Source organism: Providencia sp. PROV156 (assembly GCF_028480905.1).
Lineage (GTDB): Bacteria > Pseudomonadota > Gammaproteobacteria > Enterobacterales > Enterobacteriaceae > Providencia > Providencia hangzhouensis.
Genome location: NZ_JAMPPE010000014.1, coordinates 103,183 through 126,476, shown reverse-complemented (window position 1 = coordinate 126,476; position 23,294 = coordinate 103,183). Strand labels below are relative to the sequence as shown.

The 23,294-nt window shown below is 40.8% G+C and carries 22 protein-coding genes; 9 read left to right on the top strand and 13 right to left on the bottom strand.

Annotation, left to right across the window (positions count from 1 at the left end; genetic code table 11):
* Positions 1-55: 55 nt before the first annotated feature.
* The 3 genes from cgtA to rplU all read right to left on the bottom strand — a co-directional run bounded on the left by cgtA (position 56) and on the right by rplU (position 1,982).
* A complete protein-coding gene (gene cgtA / locus PSF31_RS12140) occupies positions 56-1,231 on the bottom strand; it encodes an Obg family GTPase CgtA (protein ID WP_036958779.1) in 1,176 nt (391 codons plus the stop codon).
* Between the two features lie 165 nt (positions 1,232-1,396).
* Entirely contained in the window at positions 1,397-1,654 is a 258-nt protein-coding gene (rpmA, locus tag PSF31_RS12135) for a 50S ribosomal protein L27 (protein ID WP_004905922.1), read from the bottom strand.
* Between the two features lie 19 nt (positions 1,655-1,673).
* On the bottom strand, positions 1,674-1,982 hold the full coding sequence (gene rplU / locus PSF31_RS12130; RefSeq protein ID WP_004905925.1) for a 50S ribosomal protein L21: 309 nt from the start codon (positions 1,980-1,982) through the stop codon (positions 1,674-1,676).
* Between the two features lie 334 nt (positions 1,983-2,316).
* Between rplU and ispB the strand changes: the two genes are divergently transcribed.
* Positions 2,317-3,288, top strand: coding sequence for an octaprenyl diphosphate synthase (ispB, locus tag PSF31_RS12125; protein WP_096864332.1), 972 nt, complete (start codon positions 2,317-2,319; stop codon positions 3,286-3,288).
* A 40-nt stretch (positions 3,289-3,328) separates the two neighbouring features.
* Here the strand turns inward: ispB and PSF31_RS12120 are convergent, their stop codons facing one another.
* Positions 3,329-3,691 carry a DNA-binding protein gene (locus PSF31_RS12120; RefSeq protein WP_004905928.1) on the bottom strand — a complete coding sequence of 121 codons (363 nt, stop codon included), beginning with the start codon at positions 3,689-3,691 and terminating at the stop codon, positions 3,329-3,331.
* A 132-nt stretch (positions 3,692-3,823) separates the two neighbouring features.
* On the bottom strand, positions 3,824-4,171 hold the full coding sequence (locus tag PSF31_RS12115; protein ID WP_004905929.1) for a DNA-binding protein: 348 nt from the start codon (positions 4,169-4,171) through the stop codon (positions 3,824-3,826).
* A gap of 516 nt (positions 4,172-4,687) precedes the next feature.
* Between PSF31_RS12115 and PSF31_RS12110 the strand changes: the two genes are divergently transcribed.
* Positions 4,688-4,960 carry a helix-turn-helix domain-containing protein gene (locus tag PSF31_RS12110; RefSeq protein WP_004905930.1) on the top strand — a complete coding sequence of 91 codons (273 nt, stop codon included), beginning with the start codon at positions 4,688-4,690 and terminating at the stop codon, positions 4,958-4,960.
* Positions 4,961-5,054: 94 nt separating this feature from the next.
* Here the strand turns inward: PSF31_RS12110 and metC are convergent, their stop codons facing one another.
* Together metC and PSF31_RS12100 are read right to left on the bottom strand one after the other, a co-directional pair.
* A complete protein-coding gene (metC, locus tag PSF31_RS12105; protein ID WP_094961656.1) occupies positions 5,055-6,227 on the bottom strand; it encodes a cystathionine beta-lyase in 1,173 nt (390 codons plus the stop codon).
* A 25-nt stretch (positions 6,228-6,252) separates the two neighbouring features.
* Positions 6,253-7,440 carry an amino acid permease gene (locus PSF31_RS12100; RefSeq protein ID WP_232062965.1) on the bottom strand — a complete coding sequence of 396 codons (1,188 nt, stop codon included), beginning with the start codon at positions 7,438-7,440 and terminating at the stop codon, positions 6,253-6,255.
* Positions 7,441-7,700: 260 nt separating this feature from the next.
* Here PSF31_RS12100 and PSF31_RS12095 point away from each other — a divergent pair, with 260 nt between their 5' ends.
* The gene (locus PSF31_RS12095) at positions 7,701-8,675 is read left to right on the top strand and encodes a LysR family transcriptional regulator (RefSeq protein ID WP_004905935.1); all 975 of its coding nucleotides are present in this window, start codon (positions 7,701-7,703) and stop codon (positions 8,673-8,675) included.
* A gap of 79 nt (positions 8,676-8,754) precedes the next feature.
* On the opposite strand, the gene mdh is transcribed toward PSF31_RS12095, so the two are convergent.
* Entirely contained in the window at positions 8,755-9,693 is a 939-nt protein-coding gene (gene mdh, locus PSF31_RS12090; RefSeq protein ID WP_004905937.1) for a malate dehydrogenase, read from the bottom strand.
* Positions 9,694-10,186: 493 nt separating this feature from the next.
* Here mdh and argR point away from each other — a divergent pair, with 493 nt between their 5' ends.
* The gene (gene argR / locus PSF31_RS12085) at positions 10,187-10,657 is read left to right on the top strand and encodes a transcriptional regulator ArgR (RefSeq protein ID WP_004907450.1); all 471 of its coding nucleotides are present in this window, start codon (positions 10,187-10,189) and stop codon (positions 10,655-10,657) included.
* Between the two features lie 85 nt (positions 10,658-10,742).
* Complete coding sequence (locus tag PSF31_RS12080) at positions 10,743-11,159, top strand: DUF6122 family protein (protein ID WP_096864334.1); 417 nt, start codon at positions 10,743-10,745, stop codon at positions 11,157-11,159.
* A gap of 43 nt (positions 11,160-11,202) precedes the next feature.
* On the opposite strand, the gene mpl is transcribed toward PSF31_RS12080, so the two are convergent.
* On the bottom strand, positions 11,203-12,585 hold the full coding sequence (gene mpl / locus PSF31_RS12075) for a UDP-N-acetylmuramate:L-alanyl-gamma-D-glutamyl-meso-diaminopimelate ligase (protein WP_096864335.1): 1,383 nt from the start codon (positions 12,583-12,585) through the stop codon (positions 11,203-11,205).
* A 163-nt stretch (positions 12,586-12,748) separates the two neighbouring features.
* Between mpl and fbp the strand changes: the two genes are divergently transcribed.
* Positions 12,749-13,756, top strand: coding sequence for a class 1 fructose-bisphosphatase (fbp, locus tag PSF31_RS12070; RefSeq protein WP_004905947.1), 1,008 nt, complete (start codon positions 12,749-12,751; stop codon positions 13,754-13,756).
* A gap of 205 nt (positions 13,757-13,961) precedes the next feature.
* Entirely contained in the window at positions 13,962-14,492 is a 531-nt protein-coding gene (gene ppa / locus PSF31_RS12065) for an inorganic diphosphatase (RefSeq protein WP_004905951.1), read from the top strand.
* Between the two features lie 144 nt (positions 14,493-14,636).
* On the opposite strand, the gene PSF31_RS12060 is transcribed toward ppa, so the two are convergent.
* From PSF31_RS12060 to tamA, 3 genes are read right to left on the bottom strand one after another with little or no spacing between them, the layout of a single operon-like run.
* The gene (locus PSF31_RS12060; protein WP_004905952.1) at positions 14,637-14,984 is read right to left on the bottom strand and encodes a gamma-glutamylcyclotransferase family protein; all 348 of its coding nucleotides are present in this window, start codon (positions 14,982-14,984) and stop codon (positions 14,637-14,639) included.
* 3 nt (positions 14,985-14,987) lie between these two features.
* Positions 14,988-18,764, bottom strand: coding sequence for an autotransporter assembly complex protein TamB (tamB, locus tag PSF31_RS12055; protein WP_096864337.1), 3,777 nt, complete (start codon positions 18,762-18,764; stop codon positions 14,988-14,990).
* Positions 18,761-20,503, bottom strand: coding sequence for an autotransporter assembly complex protein TamA (tamA, locus tag PSF31_RS12050; RefSeq protein ID WP_094961660.1), 1,743 nt, complete (start codon positions 20,501-20,503; stop codon positions 18,761-18,763). Before tamA ends, tamB begins: the two co-directional genes overlap by 4 nt.
* A gap of 133 nt (positions 20,504-20,636) precedes the next feature.
* Between tamA and msrA the strand changes: the two genes are divergently transcribed.
* Positions 20,637-21,278 (top strand): peptide-methionine (S)-S-oxide reductase MsrA, encoded by a 642-nt coding sequence (gene msrA / locus PSF31_RS12045; RefSeq protein ID WP_004905960.1) that lies wholly within the window; start codon positions 20,637-20,639, stop codon positions 21,276-21,278.
* 253 nt (positions 21,279-21,531) lie between these two features.
* A complete protein-coding gene (locus tag PSF31_RS12040) occupies positions 21,532-22,899 on the top strand; it encodes a hemolysin family protein (RefSeq protein ID WP_096864338.1) in 1,368 nt (455 codons plus the stop codon).
* 74 nt (positions 22,900-22,973) lie between these two features.
* Here PSF31_RS12040 and PSF31_RS12035 read toward each other — a convergent pair whose 3' ends face one another.
* Positions 22,974-23,180: a DUF1107 domain-containing protein gene (locus PSF31_RS12035; RefSeq protein ID WP_004905964.1), complete on the bottom strand. Its 207-nt coding sequence runs from the start codon at positions 23,178-23,180 to the stop codon at positions 22,974-22,976.
* Between the last annotated feature and the right edge of the window lie 114 nt (positions 23,181-23,294).

Here is a 23,294-nt window from a genome sequence, read left to right as displayed (position 1 = left end):
ACTTTGTCAACAACCTCAAAGGCGCTTTCGCGCCTTTTTACATTTCTAAGATAAACTATTTTTGATAAATAATTTCGACACCTTCGTCGTCATCTTCATCCCAATCGTCATCCCAGTCATCATCAAAATCTTCAGTACCAGAAAGTTGTTCTTTGTGATAATCGTCCCACATGAATTCAACTTTTTCAGGTTGCTGTGTATCTTCAGTCGTTGCCATATCACGCGGTTGAGTATTCATAAATTCCATGATATCCCAACACAGTGCTTTCACACCTTCGTGGTTAACTGCTGAAATCATATAGAATTTATCTTCCCAGCCCATCGCTTTGGCAATTTCTGCTGCGCGCTGTGCTGATTCCTCTTCACCTAAGATATCAATCTTATTGAAGACTAACCAACGTGGTTTTGCTGCCAGCTTTTCACTGTATTTTTCTAACTCACTGATGATGATCTTCGCATTTTCGACAGGATCAGACTCATCAATAGGGCAAATATCAATCAAGTGAAGTAAGACACGACAACGTTCTAAGTGTTTCAGGAATTGGATCCCAAGGCCTGCACCTTCCGCTGCGCCTTCGATCAACCCTGGAATATCCGCAACCACAAAGCTTTGTTCGTTATCCATACGCACGACACCCAAGCTTGGGACTAAAGTGGTAAATGGATAATCAGCAACTTTTGGTTTTGCTGCTGACACTGAACGAATAAAGGTAGATTTACCTGCATTCGGCATACCGAGCATACCAACATCTGCTAACAGCATTAGTTCTAACAGTATTTCGCGAGTTTCCCCTTTTGTCCCCATGGTACGTTGACGTGGAGCACGATTCACTGAAGATTTAAAACGGGTATTTCCAAGCCCATGGAAGCCGCCTTTAGCGACCATATGACGTTGATCATGACGAGTCATATCACAAAGTACTTCGTTGGTCCCTAAATCGCGTACACGCGTTCCTACGGGTACTTTTACAGTGATGTCTTGACCACGTTTACCTGTACATTCACGACTTTGGCCATTTTGGCCACGTTCTGCACGAAATGATTTTTCAAAACGATAGTCGATTAGCGTGTTGAGGTTTTCGTCTGCTTGTAAGTAAACGTCCCCACCATCGCCACCGTCACCACCGTCCGGTCCCCCTTTAGGGATGTATTTTTCACGGCGGAAGCTGACACAACCATTGCCACCATCTCCTGCCACGACCAATATTTTGGCTTCATCTACAAATTTCATAATTCTCTCTCCGCTTCTGAGCCGCATAACGCTGGATGGCTGTTCTACTCAGAGATGGTGCATCTTTAATACGTGTGTAGTTCATTAAAGATCAAATATCTGAATATAAAAAGCCCCGCAAAAGGTTTTTGCAGGGCTTTAATTCTGAATTAAAGGTCAGAAAACTTATTCAGCTTCGATGCTGATAAATTTACGATTGTTTGGACCTTTAACTTCAAATTTAACTTTACCGTCCGCTAATGCGAACAGAGTGTGGTCACGGCCACAACCTACGTTGTTACCTGCGTGGAACTTAGTACCACGTTGACGAACGATGATGCTACCTGCTAATACAGCTTCACCACCAAAACGTTTAACACCTAAACGTTTTGCTTCTGAGTCACGACCGTTACGAGTCGAACCACCAGCCTTTTTGTGTGCCATTAATCTGCTCTCCTAAATCTTAAGCGATGACAGTGATCTTAACATCAGTGAACCACTGACGATGACCCTGTTGTTTACGGCTATGTTTACGACGACGGAATTTGACGATTTTAACTTTTTCGCCACGACCGTGTGCAACCACTTCCGCTTTCACTTTAACGCCTTCAACGACAGGAGCGCCGATTTGGATCTCATCGCCATTAGCAACCATCAGAACTTGATCAAATTCAACAGTTTCACCTGTTGCGATGTCCAGCTTTTCTAGGCGGACAGTTTGACCTTCGCTAACTCGGTGTTGTTTACCACCACTTTGGAAAACCGCGTACATATTAACTCCGCTTTCCGCGTACCCGCTAAATATTTCAATTCCAGAGCACGCTATAAAATATTCACAATAGGGCGCGAATTCTACGCAAAAAAGCAGCAGAACACAAGCCAATAATGCGGTTAGATGACAAAAAATACGACTTTTTTCTCAATAACCGTTTTTGAACGTTGATTTTGTCCCTATTCACTCAATTGTTACTTATTTAAACATTTTTTGCATCACACCTGATAATCTTATAATTAATAATGTTATGCTAGAAAGATAACTGTTCTATCGGTCTCCCAACTTTTTATTTCGGGAATGAACCAAAAACTAATAATATGAATAAATTAAGATGAATTTAGAATCTATTATTGAACTGACAACTGAGGATATGTCAGCGGTAAACGAAGCCATCCTCAGTCAATTGAATTCAGATGTTGCGCTAATTAACCAGCTTGGTTATTACATCGTCAGTGGTGGCGGTAAAAGGATCCGGCCTATGATCGCAGTGCTTGCTGGTCGATCCTTAGGTTACTCGGGTCATAAACATACCCAAGTTGCTGCATTGATCGAGTTCATTCATACAGCAACTTTGCTGCATGATGACGTCGTTGATGAGTCCGATATGCGTCGCGGAAAGCAAACTGCAAATGCTGTTTTTGGTAATGCTGCGAGTGTCTTAGTTGGTGATTTTATTTACACTCGATCATTCCAGATGATGACAGATCTCGATTCAATGCGGGTGCTAAAACTGATGTCTGAAGCGACGAATGTGATCGCTGAAGGGGAGGTTTTGCAATTGATGAACTGCAACGATCCTAACATTACTGAAGAAAACTATATGCAAGTGATCTACAGTAAAACCGCACGTCTTTTTGAAGCAGCAGCCCATGCATCTGCGATTTTAGCCAATGCGACACCAGAGCAAGAAAAAGCACTACAAGATTATGGTCGTTATATTGGGACAGCTTTTCAGTTAATTGACGATCTACTCGATTATGATGCAGACAATGCTCAGCTGGGGAAAAATACGGGGGATGATTTAGATGAAGGTAAGCCTACACTTCCCCTACTTCACGCGATGCAAAATGGTAATGAAGAAGAGTCAGCATTGATCCGCCAAGCGATTGAACAAGGCAATGGGCGTCATCTGTTAGATACTGTTCTTGCAACTATGAAACGCTGTGGTTCCCTTGAATATACTTATGCAAGAGCCCAAGAAGAAGCACAAAAAGCGATTGATGCCTTAAATGTAATTGAAGATTCAATTTATAAAGATGCATTGATCGGCTTAGCTTATATCGCAATCCAACGCCATTCTTAGTCACTAGAAAAGGCAAAACAGGTCAAGAAAAGGGGAAACGCTATTTTTCCCCTTTGTCTTCTTCATCGATTTGCGCAAGCAGTGACGACAAACCATAACGCAGGATATACTTCACTATTTTATTGCGCTCAGACTCTGTCAATTGATAATACGCTTCTGACCAGATCTGTAATGCATCTGTTCTTTGACTTTGGTAAGTTACCGAAGGCTCATGCAGGCTAAGTTGCCCTTGGATTTCCCCCGGTAAGCTTTCATAATAATACTCAACAGCCTTACCTTGCACCCCTCTTTTACGGCGGTTTTTCCAGCCTTCTCGTCTTGCCATTAGGTTAATTCCCTGGGGTGATGTCGGGAGTCCTTCTAACCCAGCTAATTCTTTGGCAGTGAACCATAATTTTTTCATTTTTCACTTCACACTTATATTATGAAACCTGCTGTTGCAGCTTTACTAAAATGTCATCTGTTAAAAAATTTTTTAAATTCAATATAATATTATTTTTATATATTAATTATTTACACCTTAAGTAATTGTAAATTATTTATTATTAATTAAATCAATTAGTGCTAATGTGCCTTCACGCATAATAAATGTCAGGATAGTGTCTCGTTCATCATTAGAAAGCTGGTTATAAGCTTCCTGCCAAATAAAGGCATTATCATTTCGTTTTACTTGATAAGGAGATGAAGTTTCGTTAGCAAACTGCCCCTCAAAAATATCGATAGGTAAAGAACTAATATGGTACTCCAACGCTTTGCCTTGAATACCTCGCCTTTTACGGCTTACCCAGTTTTCACGCCTTGCCATTGCATTAATACCTTGAGTTGTCATGGGAAGCCCTTGTAACCCAAGCAGCTCTTTTGCCGTTAGCCATTCCTTGTACATGCTGACCCTCCTAGTCATGATGACAATTTAATTCTCAGTTGTTGAAAACTATCTATATTTTCTCAAAACCTCATTAACTCATTCGTTTTATTTATGCCTATAAATAATAATATACAAATTATATTTGTTATTAGCATTCTAATTTCTTTTAATAACAGACAATTAAATAATTTACTCACTAATAATTTAACTAATTTTATTAACTAATCTAGATATATTACGAGTACGAGTAAAAAGTAGCATTAAATATGCCATTTCTATCCCTAACTAGAAAGAGTTAGTTTTAACATCAAAGTCTTATCCTAATTCACAGTTATTCATTCTGACTTTCTATTTAATTTCATAAAAACCACGATAGTTTCATAAAATGAATTTTTAAGAAAAAATCAGAAATTATTTTGGGAAATTTCTGTTATTTTATTTCCAATAACTAAACGGATGTACTGAATGTATCATAATTTTCGGTTACTCGTACCACTAACTCTACATGATTCTAAGTGAAAAAAGGACTAAAAAATGATTTTACGGAAGTCGGACTGGCACCCTGCAGATATCATTGCAGCTTTACGTAAGCGTGGGACAACTCTTGCCGCAATTTCGCGCGAGGCAGGACTAAGCTCTTCAACGTTAGCAAATGCACTATCACGCCCTTGGCCTAAAGGGGAATGGATTATTGCCAATTTCTTAGCGATCCACCCCGCTGAAATTTGGCCAAGTCGTTATTATGACCCAATTACAGGGGATTTATTAGAAAGAAAAGTCAGAGTAAAAACACCAGCAGAAGATTAAAAATTGAATTGATATAATTATAACGCCGTGAATAATAAATCAATTTATTCACGGCATTATCCTTAGATGGCTCTCCAATAAAGAACGGTCTTGTTTATTTCATCCGAGAAAAACCGTCAGCGAGATCTTGTTTTAAGTCATCTAAATTTTCTAAGCCAATCTGCAGTCGTAATGTCGGTCCACCAGGGTTCCAATTAGTCACAGTTCGATATTCAGCACAATTAAATGGAATAATTAAGCTTTCAAAACCGCCCCATGAATACCCCATACCAAAAATTGATAAACCATCCAGCATTTTTGCAATATCTGTTTGGGTATATTTAGGGTCAAGTACAATGGAAAACAGCCCCGATGAACCAGTAAAATCCCGCTTCCAAATTTCATGGCCTGGGCAATCAGCAAATGCAGGATGTAAAATACGAATCACTTCGGTTCGTTCTTGCAGCCAATGTGCAATATTTAAAGCTCTTTCTTGAGCTTCTTTTAAGCGAATAGGTAAGGTTCGCAAACCCCGCAATGCAAGAAAACAGTCCTCTGCTCCCGGCAACATGGCCATGTAATCATAAGTTTCACGTAGTTTCGGCCACCACGCTTGATTCGCCGAGACAATTCCCATTAGCAAATCAGAATGGCCGCCTAAATATTTGGTGCCTGCTTCCAGCGAGATATCACAACCCAGTTCATGAGCTTTAAAAAATAAAGGTGTCGCCCATGTATTATCAATAATCGTCGCAATATCATGGCGTTTTGCAACCTCAACAATTGCAGGCACATCTTGAATTTCAAAACTTTGAGAACCTGGAGATTCTAAAAAAATTGTGCTGGTATTTGGCGTTACCAGTTTTTCAATGTCAGCACCAATCATCGGGTCATAATAGGTTGTGATGATCCCCATTTTATCCAACAGACCATGACAAAACTTACGTGTTGGCCGATAAACACTATCAGGCATTAATAAATGATCACCTGTTTTCAATGTTGTCAGCAATGCCAACACAATCGCGCCTAAACCAGATGGTGAAAGCACCGTCCCTTCGGCTCCAGCAAGAGCGGACCAAGCTTGCTCCAATTGCTTAATTGTTGGCGTGCCCGCTGTACCATAATTAAATTCCGCCCTATCATTGATTAAGGCATCAACAGTTGGAAATACGACCGTCGAACCACGATAAACGGGAGCATTTACAAAACCAGCTTGCTTAGCAGGGTCTCTCCCTAGCTGGGTGACTTGTGTATCAACATGAAATTCAGATACCGCTTTTTTCTTCATGAGATCCTCTCAACAACATCATTATTTATTCGAAAAATTTAAAGAATGGAGATAGGCATAACAGCACACCAAAGAAAATGATGAACCACACTGTTGGGCCTTTAAATTTGTGTAATGCCGGAACTTTGTAAACCAGATAGCAAGGAATTAAGCAAGAAACGATACCAAATAATGGGCCGCCAAGTTGCATGAAAAACAGAATAGAAAACCGTGTTGAAACCCAAAACCACAGTGCAATGATAACGCCTAAGCATACCCCATAATGTAGCACTGTTTGGTTAATGCGTTCTTCAGGAATAAATCGACTCAATAGATTGACAACAATGCCTTTGATTGCTTCTTGGAAGCCTAAATAAATTCCTAAGAATGCCGTCAAGATTGCAAAAATATTGAGTAATGCGGTCATCACTTTCACTATTGCCCCAGGTATCACTTGAGCAGCAATCGCTAATGCTGAAATATTTTGTTCAAAGGCCGATACGGCTTGCTCATGGCTAATTGAGAAAGTAAAAGAAAAAGCAAAAAACAAGACTGCAACGGCGAGAATAATATACGCAACACGGTTGGCGCGTATTGCTCGGTATGTCGCGATACGCTTATCACTTTCTATTTTACGATACGCAATGTTCATGGGGCTCAATATTTGCACAAACAATATAGAAAATAAGGTAAATGGTAGTGTTAAAAAAACATCTCTCATAAATGGGAGAAAATCAGGAAATGCTGTGATATTGGCAAAATTCCAATATGGAACCATCACTATACCAAGCAGTACGATAATACCGAATTTTACAATAACCATTGGACCAGAGACTTTAAACAGTAACCGCTCCCCTTGTGCAGCAATTGCGACTAATACTGAAATAATAATCAACCCATACCAAACAGAATCAGATAATAGCCCTTCCGTTAATCCAAACGTTTTAATGTAAGAAGCACTATCGAAGGTGACCGCCAGCGAGTAAGAGAACATTCCATGCAATAACATCAAAAAATAGGCAATCCCTAATGCTATCCCCCAGTTTTTACCTAAATATTGTGTAATAACACTGGCGTAGTCATTACATTCTTCAGATTCAGATAATGTTCTGAGATATAAATTTTGTAGCCAATAAATTGCTGGATAAGAAAGTATTGTTGCAGCAATAAAGACCCAAATACCTTTGATACCAATTTGCACAGGCATAAAAACAATCCCTGAACCAATTGCCATACCAATGCATAAAATAACCCAACCAACATCATATTTTGTAAAGGGGATCTTTTTTGTATTAATCGGATTATCTGCACTTGCCTGAATACTATTAGACATAGTCTATTCCTCAACGTTATAGATTTAATTATTAAAAAAGTTAGGAACAACAATATTGTGTAGAAGCTACATTTCTTTTTAAAACTGGTGTGGCATGAGTAAACTGCGATAAATTCACAATTATAGTATGCTGGAATAAACGGGTTTAATAGGGCATGACAATGCTAATAAATAAAAACACTTTTGCGTTTAAAGCAAAAATTGACAGCTACGCGATTTTTCGGCATTTAGAGTTATTCATCAAAATCGTCGAGTGTAATAGCTTCAGCCTGGCTGCAAAGAAGCTGAATGTAACGCCATCATCAGTTAGTCGAGGCCTTCAACAACTCGAAGATCAGTTGGGGGTTGTACTCCTAAAGCGCACAACGCGAAATTTTATTTTAACGGACGCAGGGCGCTATTTATTGCAACGATCGCAAAACTTATTAGCCGATCTCGATGACTCACTGGTCAATACCGCCAGCTTCTATCAACATGCTCAAGGGCAATTAAAAATTACCTGTTCTATTGCATTTGGAGTTTGTCATTTAATGCAAATATACAGTGAATACCGAGAAACCAATCCTAAAGTGAGTTTGTCTGTTGACCTTAATGACGAACTTATTAATTTAAATGAAGTTGATTTCGATATTGCATTACGAATTACCAGCCACCCACCTGAAAACTTTGCATTACGGAAAATTTGTAATATTAATTGGGTATACTGTGGAAGCCGTACTTATTTCGAACGATATGGTATTCCTCAATCCCCTGCCGATATTGCATCACACAATTGTTTAATTAATCCAAATATTCCTGACACCTGGCGCATGACGGATAAAGACGGTAGCGCATATCCTCTAGAAATTAATAATATGATTGAGGTAAATAGTAGTTTAGGGTTATTAGAGGCAGCACGCTGCCATCAAGGTATCGTTTGTTTACCTACTTATATGCTAGGCAATTATATTGAAAACGGAGAGTTGCTCCCTGTCTTATTGGATTATGACCCTAAATCCACCCCATTTGCCCTATATGCTTTATACCACCCAGCCCATACACACTCACCTAAAATCAGGACATTTATTGATTTTTTAGTAGAGAAAATACCATCAGATCCGCATTGGGACCATTGGATGCGACAGCATGCTTCATGATGACTTACCCAATAAAAAAGGTTGAGTTCTAAACGAAACTCAACCCTTCACATTCACTATTAGGAAAAATTAATTGGCATTAGCCATTAATGAATTTTTCACCTAATTCGATATCTGCTTTTAATACATCTAGCATGTCTTTCAGCGCTTTCTCTTCAAATGCGCTTAATTTACCGATTGGTAAGTGCTTTTCGATACCGTTTTTACCTAAAACAACTGGTTGTGCGAAGAAGCGAGCGTGTTCACCATCACCTTCAGTGTAAACACATTCAACTACATTGCTTTCGCCTTGGAGACCACGAATTAAAGATAAACCTAAACGTGCAGCTGCTTGGCCCATAGATAAAGTTGCAGACCCGCCACCCGCTTTCGCTTCAACGACTTCTGTACCTGCGTTTTGAATACGTTTGGTTAACGCGGCAACTTCCTCATCAGTGAAGCTAACACCTTCAATTTGAGATAACAATGGCAGAATAGTCACACCTGAGTGGCCACCAATAACAGGCACTTCAAGGTCATTAACATTTTTGCCTTTCAGCTCAGCAACAAACGTATTAGAACGAATGATATCTAACGTCGTCACACCGAATAAACGGTTTTTATCGTATACTCCTGCTTTTTTCAGGACTTCCGCAGCGATAGCAACGGTAGTATTCACTGGGTTAGTGATAATACCAATCAATGCCTTAGGGCAGGTTTCAGCAATTTGTTGGATCAGATTACGGACGATACCCGCATTGATGTTAAATAAGTCAGAACGATCCATACCTGGTTTACGTGCAACACCCGCAGAAATAAGAACAATGTCAGCACCTTTCAATGCAGGTTTTGCATCTTCGCCGGCAAAGCCTGTCACTTTAACATCAGTTGGGATATGGCTTAGGTCAGCAGCAACACCTGGAGTAACTGGTGCGATGTCGTAGAGGGAGAGTTCTGAACCTGCTGGGAGCTGGTTTTTGAGAAGAAGGGCGAGAGCCTGACCGATACCACCTGCTGCACCTAGGACTGCAACTTTCATTCTGAAACTCCTTAATTTGTACTTTAAAAAGATATCACTTTATTTGTTATACACTTAACACATTACGTATAAAAAACAATTTGTTAACAGATAGAGAGAGAGTTTAACGCAAGAGAACTTGTTTATTAATTGCCAGTATTCTAAACAAATTCCTTATCTGTTAATGAGATAACGGGCACTTTTTTAACAAATAGTTTTTCAGAGTATTGCATTTCGCACAATAAGTTGTTTTTAGTGTATATTATTCAATCAAAAATATTTTTATTAACAATAAATTTACAGCAGACATCTGAAAAATTCATTGTTCTATTATGCTAATTTTTCATTCCCACAATTTACGATAAATAAATACTTCTGACTATCAGCTCGAAACAAGCTTATCTAACTTTAAGTTATTCACTGGTTATAAAATCATCATAACGCAATTTTGTTGCATAAAAATGCACTTTTACGGATAATACAACTTGGTTCAATGCAAAAGAATGGGTTAATTATGCGCACTCCGTCTAAACAAGAAGACTTGGTTAAGGCTTTTAAAGCCCTACTTAAAGAAGAAAAATTTAGCTCGCAAGCTGAGATCGTCACAGCTTTGCAAGAAGAAGGCTTCGAAAATATTAACCAATCAAAAATTTCCAGAATGCTTACCAAATTTGGTGCAGTTCGCACCCGTAATGCAAAAATGGAAATGGTATATTGCCTGCCTACAGAGCCTGGTGTCCCTACCGCTACCAGTCCACTCAAAAACTTGGTTTTGGATATAGACTATAACCCTTCTGTTGTCGTGATCAGAACTAGCCCTGGAGCTGCACAGCTTATTGCACGTTTGTTAGATTCATTAGGCAAAGCAGAAGGGATTTTAGGTAGTATTGCTGGTGATGATACTATCTTCTCAACACCGGCAAATAATTTCACCACAAAAGAACTGTATGAAGCGATTCTAGCGTTATTTGAACAAGAGCTTTAATCTATTGATATACATTAGCTTAAGAGGGAAATTGATTTCCCTCTTATTGTTTTTGTCTGTTTCTATTCTATTTTGAGACATCATTTTGCTATTTGATATTTTCCGTAACTTCATACACTACGGCTTTCACTTCCTAATGCCAATTGCCTTTGGTTACCTATTTTGGCGAAAAAATTGGAAACTAGCGGCCCTGATTATGATTGCCACGATGGCTATCGACTTAGATCATCTGCTAGCTGATCCGATTTTCGACCCAGAGCGCTGTGGCATTGGTTTCCACCCACTCCATTCCTTTTGGGCTACAGTTGTCTATGTCGTATTATTATTCATGCCATCATGGAAGCTTAAAGCCATTGCTGTTGGTTGTTTATTCCACCTTTTTACTGATTCAGTAGATTGTTATATGGGAAGTTTAAAAAAAGAAATGAATAGTCCAATAACATTAAGTCTCGTCACAGAACAGTGCCCATTGGGTATGCCAAACATAAAAAAACCCCAGTAATCATAAGAATCACTGGGGTTATCAAATAGCTAGCTAAGAGAATTTAATCATCTCGCTCTGTTTCTGCTTTCGCTTTCAAACCTGCGAGCAATTTGCCATGAATGCCACTAAAGCCACCGTTGCTCATCACCAAAATATGATCGCCCGGTTGTGCGGTTTCAATAATCATATTGGTGAATGCCTCAATATCTGCACTCCAACGCGCGGGTTGGACGCATTTTTCAGCGATGTCTGTCACCATCCAAGGGATATTGGCGGGTTGGAAAAGAAACACTTCATCTGCACGGCCAAGCGCAGGCGCAATATCATTTTTATTGATACCCATTTTCATCGTATTCGAGCGAGGTTCGAGCACCGCAAGAATACGTGAAGTTCCCCCAACTTTGCTGCGAAGTGCTTCTAACGTCGCCAAAATAGCGGTTGGATGATGTGCGAAGTCATCGTAAACGCTGACACCATTTTCAACGCCTCGTAGCTCAAGACGACGACGTGCATTGATAAAACTATCTAAGGCGAGACAAGCTTCTTTTACTGGAACGCCCACATGGTGAGCCGCTGCAATCGCCATCAATGCATTTTGGATATTGTGGTTACCCACTTGTGACCAAGTGACTTCTCCAACTTTTTCTTGTTGGTAATACACCGCAAAATGGCTGCCATCGTGGCTGAGCTTCTCAGCTTGCCATTCGCCATGCTCCCCACCCACCAGCTCTTGTTCACTCCAACAGCCCATTCCAATCACTTGTTTTAAATGATTGTCGTTGTCCGGTGTGAAAATTTTGCCACTGGCGGGCACAATACGTACAAGATGATGGAACTGTTTTTGAATCGCTTCGAGGTTTTCAAAGATATCCGCATGGTCGAATTCAAGGTTGTTCAATACCAAGGTTTTCGGGCTGTAATGAACAAATTTAGAACGTTTATCGAAGAATGCACAGTCATATTCATCAGCTTCGATGACAAAAAACGGGCTTTCACCAATCTTAGCGGAGACATCAAAGTTACCTGGGACACCACCAATTAGAAAACCTGGCTTGTAACCGCAGTCTTCTAAGATCCACGCAAGCATCCCCGCGGTGGTCGTTTTACCATGGGTCCCCGCCACAGCCAGTACCCAACGTTCCGGTAACACATAGTCATGGAGCCACTGTGGGCCAGAAGTATACGGCAAACCTCTTTCTAATACGGCTTCAACACAAGGGTTTCCACGCGTCATTGCATTACCAATCACCACCATATCCGGTATTGGGTCAAGCTGAGCCGGATCATACCCCTGAATAAGCTCAATCCCTTGATTTTCAAGCAATGTGCTCATCGGTGGATACACATTGGCATCCGAACCCGTCACTTTATGTCCTAAAGAACGAGCCAATATTGCTAAGCTTCCCATAAAGGTACCGCATATACCTAAAATATGTATGTGCATTCTTTTTCATCCAATTAGCATGAGGTTGGTCACTATTCTACCCATCAAAAACAGGTTTATAAATGCATTAACCTATTAATCTTTTTTTTATTTAGTTAAACTCTTCCCGCGCGAGGGTAAATGCCCCGCAAAACCTCTGTCAATTTTATTCAGGACCTTCGTCATGAAAACATTAGGCGAATTCATCGTCGAAAAGCAACAAGATTTTCCTCATGCAACAGGTGAGCTGACTTCTTTATTATCAGCTATCAAACTGGGCGCTAAAATTATCCATCGTGATATTAATAAAGCTGGACTTGTCGATATTCTTGGCACTAACGGTGTTTCGAATATTCAAGGTGAAGTTCAGATGAAGCTTGACCTGTATGCAAACGAAAAACTGAAAGCGGCTTTAAAAGCACGCGGAGAAGTCGCCGGTATCGCCTCTGAAGAAGAAGATGAAATTGTCATTTTCGAAGGAGACCGCGCAGAAAACGCAAAATATGTTGTTTTAATGGACCCACTTGATGGTTCTTCAAACATCGATGTAAACGTTTCCGTTGGAACAATTTTCTCAATTTACCATCGTATCACACCAATTGGCCAACCGGTTACAGAAGCGGATTTCCTGCAACCTGGTAACCGCCAAGTGGCTGCGGGCTACGTGGTTTACGGTTCATCAACGATGTTGGTTTACACCACTGGTGTTGGTGTACATGCGTTTACTTACGACCCATCATTGGGCGTGTTCTGCTTGTCTCATGAAAAAGTGATGTTCCCATCAGAAGGAAAAATGTACTCCATCAATGAAGGTAACTATATTAAGTTCCCGATGGGTGTTAAAAAGTACATTAAATACTGCCAAGAAGAAGATAAAGCAACAAATCGCCCGTATACCACACGTTATATCGGTTCTTTGGTTGCAGACTTCCATCGTAACTTGCTCAAAGGGGGAATTTATATTTACCCAAGTACGGCAAGCCATCCAAATGGGAAACTGCGCCTTCTGTACGAATGTAACCCAATTGCATTTTTAGCAGAACAAGCCGGTGGTAAAGCCAGTGACGGAGCAAACCGCATTTTAGATATCATACCTAGCGAATTACACCAACGTGCGCCGTTCTTTGTCGGAACTGAGTCGATGGTAGAAAAAGCAGAATCATTTATGCGTGAATTCCCTGACACGGAATAATCTAATTCATTAATTATAAGGCGGGGCTTCCCGCCTTTTTTGTCCCTTTTTTTCACCAACTAGTGAGTTTTGTCCCCTTTTACGGCTATAATGTCCCTCACGCTATCTACTCTATTATTTAATTTGCCTAAAGGCGGCAATAAATGCGATGCCAGTGACAAATTAAAATGAGTAAATTCATTATTCACACAAAGGATACATTTAAATGGGCCTGAACAATGTACCGGCAGGTAAAGATCTGCCAGAAGATATCTATGTTATCATCGAAATCCCAGCGAACGCAGATCCTATCAAATATGAAGTTGATAAAGAGTCTGGTGCGCTGTTTGTAGACCGTTTCATGTCAACAGCGATGTTCTATCCATGCAACTATGGTTACATCAACAATACCCTGTCTTTAGATGGTGACCCAGTTGATGTATTAGTTCCAACTCCATACCCATTACAACCAGGCTCAGTCATCCGTTGCCGTCCTGTTGGCGTACTGAAAATGACTGACGAGTCTGGTGAAGATGCAAAATTAGTGGCTGTTCCGCACACTAAATTAAGCAAAGAATACGATCACATTAAAGATGTGAACGACCTGCCAGAATTACTGCGTGCTCAAATTACTCACTTCTTTGAACATTACAAAGATTTAGAAAAAGGTAAGTGGGTTAAAGTTGATGGTTGGGAAGACGCGGCATCTGCAAAAGCAGAGATCATCGAATCTTTCGAACGCGCTGCAAAAAAATAATCCCCCTATAGGGAGATTATGAAAGCTCTGGTTAATACCAGGGCTTTTTTTATGGGTTGTAATCAGTTAATTAATCTATAAAAAACGCCAGCTATCATAGCTGGCGTCCTATATAACTATAGCATTCAATATAATATTGGATAGCTACTTTTCTTCATCACGTTTCAACCAGTCGCCACTTTTTATTTGGCGTAGACCATCAACGGAATGTTTATATAGATAAATCCAAGCATTGCCATACGGCGTTGGGATGAGCTCCCTCACATAGTCTTGAGAATTTTTCTTTAGCTCATCTAACTCTGTCAAAATGGACGGGTTGATTCGATAAACTTCGCACTCTATCGCCCCATCTCCTTTGACAACCGCTGGATAATATCCAAGATCATACAGTTCATAGCCTTCTAGCTTATGCTCACCAAGTAGCTGGGCATAAGTCATCCAGTGATGATTTCCTTGCTTTTGTCTTAAGCTGCCATAAACAATTACACGCATAATCTAAAACTCAAATTGGTAAAGGAGATCCAATGCCTGATTAACACCAGACACAGCTTCTAAATACAGTTTTGGCATCAATCGATAACGTAAAGTTAACGTCGCCAATGAGTCAAAGATACCAACTCCATACTTCACTTGTAAATCATTAGTGATCTTACCACTTACAACGACTTGAGAACCATCCCCCACACCTTGGGTATCGACGGCTAAATCAGAGACCCCAAATGTCTCACCAATTTTGCCCACGAGTTGCCCACTTTGTGCTACACCTAAGCCTATTAACATAGATGTCATTTGTGAACCATTTGCGTCCCCACTGTCTAAGCCCTCTCCTCTTAATAAGTAAGACAGCGCTTCTTGTTGTGTTTTCGCCGGTTCAGAGAATATTTCTACTTTCGGTTTATCTGCAAGCCCAGTGACCTTCACCCCTGCAATCACGCCATCTGCCGTGTTGTCTGGGTTACGTATAGCTTCTAAGTTTAAGAATGGTTGGTCCGCAGGGCCTGAGAACTGAATTTGCCCCTTACGTACAATCAAATCTTGCCCATAAGCACGGAAACGACCAGCTGGAATATCCACCTGACCATTGATGTGCAAGCCATGGATATTTTGAACCACTTTCAATAAACCCGTCAGGCGCGCTTTTAAGCCAAACGCATCCAATCGAACATCGTTACCAATTTTAATATCCAAATTGGTCTGAATAGGAATGGATGGCGCTTTTTGTTCAATTGGCTGTAAGTTGCTATCTAACATCACCACATCTGAAGATGCGCTTACCGCCGACTCAGGGAGCTCTTGAACAGTAATTCGAGCCCATGGAATATTGACCGTACCATTTAACGTGAGTACCGAAGGTGATGCATCAAATACAATATCCGGTTGAACATCAATTTGGATCATCGGAGGTAAAGAAACACGGAGGTTATTACCTCGCGCCATGATTTTTGCACGCCATGCATCAATATTGCGCCAATCTGCGTCACCATCAATGTTCAGATAGCCCTCTGGCGTGTTTATCTGACCATTCATGACTGAGCTCGTGCCGTTGAAATTAACACCTAAATGACCACTTTTGATATCAAACGGGATCATTGCAGATCTCACTTCTAAACTCGAAAGCGCTAAATTACCATTTAATAACGGGTTATTCGCTGACCCGCCTAAGCGTAGATTTCCACTTAAACGGCCATTCGCCACTTCCTTCTGGCCCAGTAACGGCTTGATTAAATCTAATGTCACCGAATTAATTTCAACATTACCCGACAACAAGCGACGTTTCTCAATATCAGACACTTGGATGTTACCGCGCATCTGTCCGTTATTAGCCAACCCAAATAACCAACTAAGGTCAGCCTTACCATTTTTCAACCCAGCACTTAACGTTAAGGTATCAAAAGCAATAGGCAAACGGGTTCCATCCACGAACTGAACCGCTTTGACATCATTTCCTCGCAAGTCCAGCTTCACTTGTGGCATGCTGCCATCCGCTTTCCAAATGGCATTGGCTTTACCCGTAAATACGCCACTGACTCGAGTATCTTGTGGCATAAATGGTTTAAGCATTGCGAGATCAAAACGTTCTAGCACGATATCCGCGCTACCACTTTTACCCGCTTTAATCGGTTTTGGTACACACAAACGGGCATTCGGGTTAACCCAACAATGTCTGCCAATGGTCACTTCTTGTGTTTGGTTGGCATAATCGAGTGACATTGCTTGGTTTAAGCGCCATTCACCCACCACCGTATCAAATAAGGTATTGGTTAAATTCCCTTTCCACACTTCAGTCTGCCGGTCAAAACTCCCCGCTAATGCTAATTGCCCAGAAACCGGCTCACCCTTCATATTTAATTTTAAAGTGTGCTGTTTTTCACTGCCTTTCGCATCTAAAGTCAGGTTATTGACGACAAGATCGCCTTGTTTTAGCTGACGCAGAACAACGGATAAATCCCCTTTAATTTGTTCGCCTGTTGCCACATTTCCTTTGATAACAACATTTTCGATAGCAAGGTCATCCTGCCACTTCACACCGCGTGCCGTAAGGTCAACAAGGGCTTCTGGTGTTTGTAAATTACCACGTAATTTCACATCACCCGCAATCACACCACCTAAGCCCGGTAGCAAACCATTGAGTGCAGGGGCATTAATTTTGGCATCAAGATTCCATTTATCGGCAAGAGAACCTTTTACATCAACATTGTTTTTACCTAATGCCAAATTAAAGTTCGGAATATCCCATTGGCCTGCTGCGTTACCTTTGGCTTTACCCCGTGCTTTTAAAAGATTATTTTTAACATTACCGTCTAAGATAATTTCAGGAATATCCAACTGCCAGCTGCCACCGTATAAACTTCCGCGTGTGGCAATTTTGCCATCCACTTTAGCAGGCCATTCAGGGTACTGTTTTGCCGTATTAATACCCGAAAGAGTCAATACTGCATTCCAACTAATCGCCTTGCTCCAGTCCGCAACGCCAGTAATATCCGCATTACCTTGCAAAGCGGCTAAACGTAAGCGAGTTAAATTAATTTGCTCTTCATTACCTTTCGCATCTAATAGCAAGGTAGAAGGAGGGAGATCCTGCCCAGTGATCGCTGAGCGTACAGACATATCATAAGCCGATGGCCGGCCATTTAGGCGCAGACGTGTCCCATCGAGTTGATATTGCGCATCCCCCACTAACGGCCACGTTAACTTATCACTTTCTAATGTAAGCAAAATAGGCAGGTCTGCTTGTGACAAATCCGTTTCTGCATCTAGTTTTGCATTAATTGGCCCATGTAAATTCAATGCCAATTTTAGCTCATCAATCAAACCGCCTTTTAAGGAGAGATCTACCTTTTGCCCATCTAAATCGTCTAAACGGCTTTCCCCCACGACTGACAATGAGACTGGCCATTTATCTTGCAAGGTCGCCGTGCCAGATAACGCAATATTCCCCTGCGGTGCATCGACTTTTAACTGTTTAACGAGAACTTGTTGCCCTTCATTTGAAAGACTCAGGTGCAATTGGTTAATTTTGAGATCAGTCGCACCCGTTAATTGAAAATTCGAAGCATTAATACCGTCGACATTCAAATCAACAGGTAAAATAACTTCGGGTAATTCAGCAAGTAACGGTTTAGAAAATAGCGCTTTTAATTCATCTGCCAATGATTTTTGTTCATTTATCGGCGTTGGCTCTGGCTGTTTTTCTTCAGCGACGGCATCTGATTTGGTTTCAGGTAAATTAATCGCCAAATCAATGATATCAGTTGGAATAATAGTGATCGCTTTCCCTTCCCACGTGACCCCTGTGGTAAATTTAGCTAAATCAATATCCATACCATCCACATTGACGTGCGTTGAAACCAAAGCCAATTGATTCAAACGAATAGTCAAAGGCGCCTTGAGTTCAGTCAAAGGTTCAGATGGTGGCGTTTCTTCAGCAGGGGGAAATTGGGTGGTATCGACAGTAACAGTAACATTTTCCGTGCCTAAGTTGTCGACACATAGCTCACGGCTTGTTAAACAACCTAGACGTACCGCTAAATTTAATTTCCCCGCATTAACATCAACTCCCGGCATTTGATATTTAACGCCACTTAGCGTTAAGTTACTAATATCACCGTCAATTTTATCAATGGTTAATTCAGGAACAAAACGTGTCGCTGTATTTAATGCAAAGTGAAGACCTGATTGCGTTCCAATCACCCAACTGAGTGCGGCAACAACCAGAACGAGAATTAATAAAATGGAAAGACTGGTCCATTTTAGCCACTTCAACCACCTCATAACTCAGTCCCCAAGCCGATATAAAACTGTATTTTGTTGTTATCTGGATCACCGATAGGTTTTGCTAAGTCTAATTTTATTGGACCAACCGGTGAGACCCAGCGGATACCGACTCCCGCACCCGTTTTAAAATCATTATCTTTAAAGTTATCAACGGCTTCACCACTATCAATAAAGGTCGCTCCCCACCAATTTCCTGTAAAGTTATATTGGTATTCCACAGAGCCTACCGCCAATTTTGATGCCCCTGTCAGCTTACCTTTACTATCTTCTGGCGAGATCTTTTGATAACCATATCCACGCACGCTGCCGTCACCACCCGCAAAGAAACGCAAGTCCGGTGGAACTTTGTCGAAGTCATTGGTTTCAATCCAACCGATATTTCCACGAACGACAAAGCGATGACCTTCCCATGGCGTTCTGATCCATACATTTTTGGCTTGTAGTACAGCGAAGTCGATATCTGAACCCCAAATTTTATTCGAATAATCAATAGAATAGCGTTGACTATCTCCCCATGTTGGCATCACACCGCCGCGTTGGCGAATGCGGCTTACATAGGCCCCGGGATACAGCAACATCGTCGTATTCGTCACGTTAGCTTGGGTAAAGTTACTCAGCATCCAACGCATGTTTACGCCATATTGCCAACCGGATGAATAATCCCAGTTACGAGACACATTCAAGGTTGTTGTATTCGCTTGTGTATCATTCAAATCTGTCCGTTTAAAGCCCCCTTGAACCGCATAATATTGCTCAAGCGGGTTCGCTTTTAATGGAATTTTATAACTCGCATCAATTAATTGTTCTGGTTGGGATAAACTAATATTTGACGTTAAACTCTGCCCACGAGAGTTAATCCAAGGCTTATTCCATGTGGCTTTAACGCGAGGGCCGACATCGGTGGCATAGCCTCCCCCAAGCTCAATAAAGTTTTTCGCTCTAGGGGTCATTACCGCTTCCATCGGTAACTCATAAGAATTTGCTTTGCGCGCACTCACAATACGCGGTGTCACAATTGCAGAAGAGAACCAACCTGTTTCAGCTAACCGACGGTTAAACTCAGCAAGTTGCTCTGATGTGTAGTATTCCCCTTTTTTAAAAGGGGCTAGGTTATTCAGGTAATCTTCTCGGATTTGTGAACCTGAATAAGAAATTGCACCAAACCGATAACGTTCACCACTGTTAAAATCAAAATCCCAATAAGCCGCATGGTGATCAAGAGAAATACCCAGTTGGCTTTTCTCCATCATCGCATCAAAATAACCTTTGCGAACAGCTAAACTACTAAAGCGTCCTTTAAATTCTTCGTATTCGCCATCATTTTGAACTGTATCAAGCTTTGGCGTATATTGTTTGAGCATCTTTTCATAGTCGGGATCCGTTTTTGCTCCACCTTGCAATTCAACAGTCACTCCCTTCAATAAAATAGGTTCTCCAGGAGTGACCTTGGCGGTTAAAACGGAACGAGCAGGCGGGGTTTTTTCTTCATAGCTAAATTCAACCGTGGGTTGGTAGTAACCTAAAGGCTTTAAACCTTCTTTAATTGCTTTCTCAACACGGGCTCGAAAACGACCATTTGGCACAACTTCATCTTGCGATATATTAGACAGTTGTACTCGAACGTTTTGATTAAGTTGTCCTTCAAGGCCTTCAATATTAAGACGAAGATTAGCTGCGTGTACCACTGGCACTGCCGCAGTTAGGCAGAGAAAACAAATTAGAGGGTATTTCGACACGCCTACTCCTAAGGTGATTGTTCGATTGACTAAATACTTCATATCAATTTATTTTGAGTAAAATTCGCCATATACACAAGTTTTTATCCCTATTTTTAGATTATTTGTGTGGTCAATACATATAGGAATCATTATGCCTTTTAATAAATTTCACTCTGCAAGTATTGCACAACCTCTGCCCGGCAGAGCAACTGCTATGACTTACTCACCATATCATGCGCTTAACCATCATTCGATTGAGATTATTCCTAAGAATATGGAAATTGCTTATTTTGCCATGGGTTGTTTTTGGGGAGTTGAACGATTATTTTGGCAGCAAGCTGGGGTTTATTCAACTTCTGCTGGGTATTGTGGTGGAGTGACCCCTAACCCGACCTACGAGGAAGTTTGCTCTGGACGAACTGGCCACGCAGAAGCGGTTCGTGTCGTTTTTGATCCGCAAGTTATCAGTTACTCTCAACTATTGACATTATTTTGGGAAAACCATGACCCTGCACAAGGCATGCGCCAAGGAAATGACATGGGAAGCCAATATCGTTCCGCAATTTATACTGTGTCAGATGAGCAAGACCAGCAAGCGATGGAAACACTGCAAGCTTACCAAAATGCAATGAAAGCGCAGCATGACTCTCGTGCAATCACGACCGAAATAGCGCCCTTAGACACTTTCTATTTTGCCGAAGATTACCACCAGCAGTACTTATACAAAAACCCGAATGGATATTGCGGATTAGGAGGGATTGGTATCTGTTTACCACCTTCGTTAAACAAATAAATCAATAACTTAATACAGTGAGTTCATCTTCTCAACCATTCAAGTTGCTTTTCAATATGACTTAAAGCAGCTTGAATGATGATGAATATCTAGGCAGATAAATCACCTCAGTGCTATACTAATGCAACATATCAACAATTTGCGCATATTGCGCAACATATATTTGCATACTCAATATATTTAAATACACGAGACTATGCCTTCAGAGATTTTTGAATTTTATGGATTCTTCCTTTGATTGGCTGGATAACTTATGCTCAACAGTTTATTAATTGTTCTATTATTATGTGCAATTAGCGCATTCTTTTCTTTGTCAGAAATTTCTCTGGCAGCTTCCCGCCGCATTAAACTTAAACTTATGGCCGACGAAGGCAACATTAATGCGGCTCGCGTGCTTAAATTACAAGAAATGCCGGGAATGTTTTTTACCGTCGTTCAAATTGGTTTAAATGCCGTTGCTATCCTTGCCGGTATTGTGGGGGAATCTGCTTTTTCTCCAGCTTTGTACGATATCTTTATTCAATTTTTATCCCCAAGCTGGGCTCAACAAGTTTCATCAATCCTGTCATTCACCATTGTGACAAGCTTGTTTATTTTAGTGGCTGATTTAACGCCTAAGCGCATTGGTATGGTAAAACCTGAAGCCATTGCAATTCGTATTGTGAATCCGATGCGCTTCTGTTTAGTGGTACTGAGCCCATTCGTCTGGTTTTTTAATGGCCTTGCGAACCTGTTTTTTAAATTATTCAAATTACCTACATCACGTAATGAAGATATCACTTCTGATGATATTTTTGCGGTCGTTGAAGCAGGTGCTGTAGCGGGTGTGTTACGTAAACAAGAACACGAATTAATTGAGAACGTGTTTGAGCTGGAATCACGTACTGTACCATCAGCGATGACTCCGCGTGAAAGTATCATTTATTTTGACAAAGACGAGTCAGAAGAAAGCATCAAACATAAAATTTCAACCCAGCCACATTCTAAGTTTCTAGTATGTGCAGGGGGTATTGACCAAGTTATTGGTTATGTTGATTCGAAAGAATTACTTAACCGTGTACTCAATGGGCAAAGCTTAAGCTTAAAAGATGGTGTTCACATTAGAAATACGCTCATGATCCCTGACACCCTCTCATTATCAGATACCTTAGAAGCATTCAAAACAAATGCCGTCGATTTTGCTGTTATTCTCAACGAATATGCATTAGTCATGGGTATCATTACCATCAATGATGTAATGATCACTTTAATGGGGGACTTAATTGGCCCAGGGCAAGAAGAGCAAATCGTAGTACGTGATGAGAATTCGTGGTTAGTTGAAGGCGGAACGCCAATTGAAGATGTGATGCGCATTTTAGATATTGATGATTTCCCTGACTTTAGCAACTATGAAACCATCGCAGGGTTTATGATGTACCGGCTAAGAAGAATGCCGAAACGGACAGATTATGTGAAATATGCGGGCTATAAATTTGAAGTCGTCGATATTGATAATTACAAAATTGACCAATTACTCGTAACTCGCCTGACTACAGCGCCATCACCTGTCGTTGTACAACCCGGAAAAAATACTATTGAAACGGCTGGCGCAAAACAACAAACAAAAGATACAGGACATTAATGCTTGATAGCGAAGCCGTTTCTTTCAATGCGCCACCTATGTGGCGCGTTGTTAACCAAAAACTGCTGATTAACCTACCCCAGTTCTGCCTGCAATAATGAAACCTGTTTATTGACCTCACTCATCACATTGTAATGGCGCTTATCACTGATTTTAGGTGGTAGAATTTTCCCATAGTTAAACTCAAATGCCCCAAAATCCTTAATATAGAGCCTGCCACGGAATAGCGTTTTGACGTAAAGAGCAATCTTAGATGGGTTATAACGGTTAAAAATTTTCATTAGAACTTTGCCTCCCCTTTGTTCTTACGATATTCAATAACTCATACCGTACAATAATCATAGACCAGAAATTTTCATTTTGGTTCTAAAATTGCAGTTTTATTCAATTTACTG

Excerpts from the sequence above, each read along its gene's own strand:
- PSF31_RS12060 (WP_004905952.1), bottom strand. The coding sequence starts at position 14,984 with ATGCGTGTAATTGTTTATGGCAGCTTAAGACAAAAGCAAGGAAATCAT.
- PSF31_RS12115 (WP_004905929.1), bottom strand. The coding sequence starts at position 4,171 with ATGTACAAGGAATGGCTAACGGCAAAAGAGCTGCTTGGGTTACAAGGG.
- ppa (WP_004905951.1), top strand. The coding sequence starts at position 13,962 with ATGGGCCTGAACAATGTACCGGCAGGTAAAGATCTGCCAGAAGATATC.
- PSF31_RS12120 (WP_004905928.1), bottom strand. The coding sequence starts at position 3,691 with ATGAAAAAATTATGGTTCACTGCCAAAGAATTAGCTGGGTTAGAAGGA.
- rpmA (WP_004905922.1), bottom strand. The coding sequence starts at position 1,654 with ATGGCACACAAAAAGGCTGGTGGTTCGACTCGTAACGGTCGTGACTCA.
- PSF31_RS12095 (WP_004905935.1), top strand. The coding sequence starts at position 7,701 with ATGCTAATAAATAAAAACACTTTTGCGTTTAAAGCAAAAATTGACAGC.
- tamB (WP_096864337.1), bottom strand. The coding sequence starts at position 18,764 with ATGAGGTGGTTGAAGTGGCTAAAATGGACCAGTCTTTCCATTTTATTA.
- mpl (WP_096864335.1), bottom strand. The coding sequence starts at position 12,585 with ATGCACATACATATTTTAGGTATATGCGGTACCTTTATGGGAAGCTTA.
- PSF31_RS12100 (WP_232062965.1), bottom strand. The coding sequence starts at position 7,440 with ATGGCAATTGGTTCAGGGATTGTTTTTATGCCTGTGCAAATTGGTATC.
- PSF31_RS12040 (WP_096864338.1), top strand. The coding sequence starts at position 21,532 with ATGCTCAACAGTTTATTAATTGTTCTATTATTATGTGCAATTAGCGCA.
- cgtA (WP_036958779.1), bottom strand. The coding sequence starts at position 1,231 with ATGAAATTTGTAGATGAAGCCAAAATATTGGTCGTGGCAGGAGATGGT.
- msrA (WP_004905960.1), top strand. The coding sequence starts at position 20,637 with ATGCCTTTTAATAAATTTCACTCTGCAAGTATTGCACAACCTCTGCCC.
- metC (WP_094961656.1), bottom strand. The coding sequence starts at position 6,227 with ATGAAGAAAAAAGCGGTATCTGAATTTCATGTTGATACACAAGTCACC.
- mdh (WP_004905937.1), bottom strand. The coding sequence starts at position 9,693 with ATGAAAGTTGCAGTCCTAGGTGCAGCAGGTGGTATCGGTCAGGCTCTC.
- PSF31_RS12035 (WP_004905964.1), bottom strand. The coding sequence starts at position 23,180 with ATGAAAATTTTTAACCGTTATAACCCATCTAAGATTGCTCTTTACGTC.
- rplU (WP_004905925.1), bottom strand. The coding sequence starts at position 1,982 with ATGTACGCGGTTTTCCAAAGTGGTGGTAAACAACACCGAGTTAGCGAA.
- ispB (WP_096864332.1), top strand. The coding sequence starts at position 2,317 with ATGAATTTAGAATCTATTATTGAACTGACAACTGAGGATATGTCAGCG.
- argR (WP_004907450.1), top strand. The coding sequence starts at position 10,187 with ATGCGCACTCCGTCTAAACAAGAAGACTTGGTTAAGGCTTTTAAAGCC.
- PSF31_RS12110 (WP_004905930.1), top strand. The coding sequence starts at position 4,688 with ATGATTTTACGGAAGTCGGACTGGCACCCTGCAGATATCATTGCAGCT.
- fbp (WP_004905947.1), top strand. The coding sequence starts at position 12,749 with ATGAAAACATTAGGCGAATTCATCGTCGAAAAGCAACAAGATTTTCCT.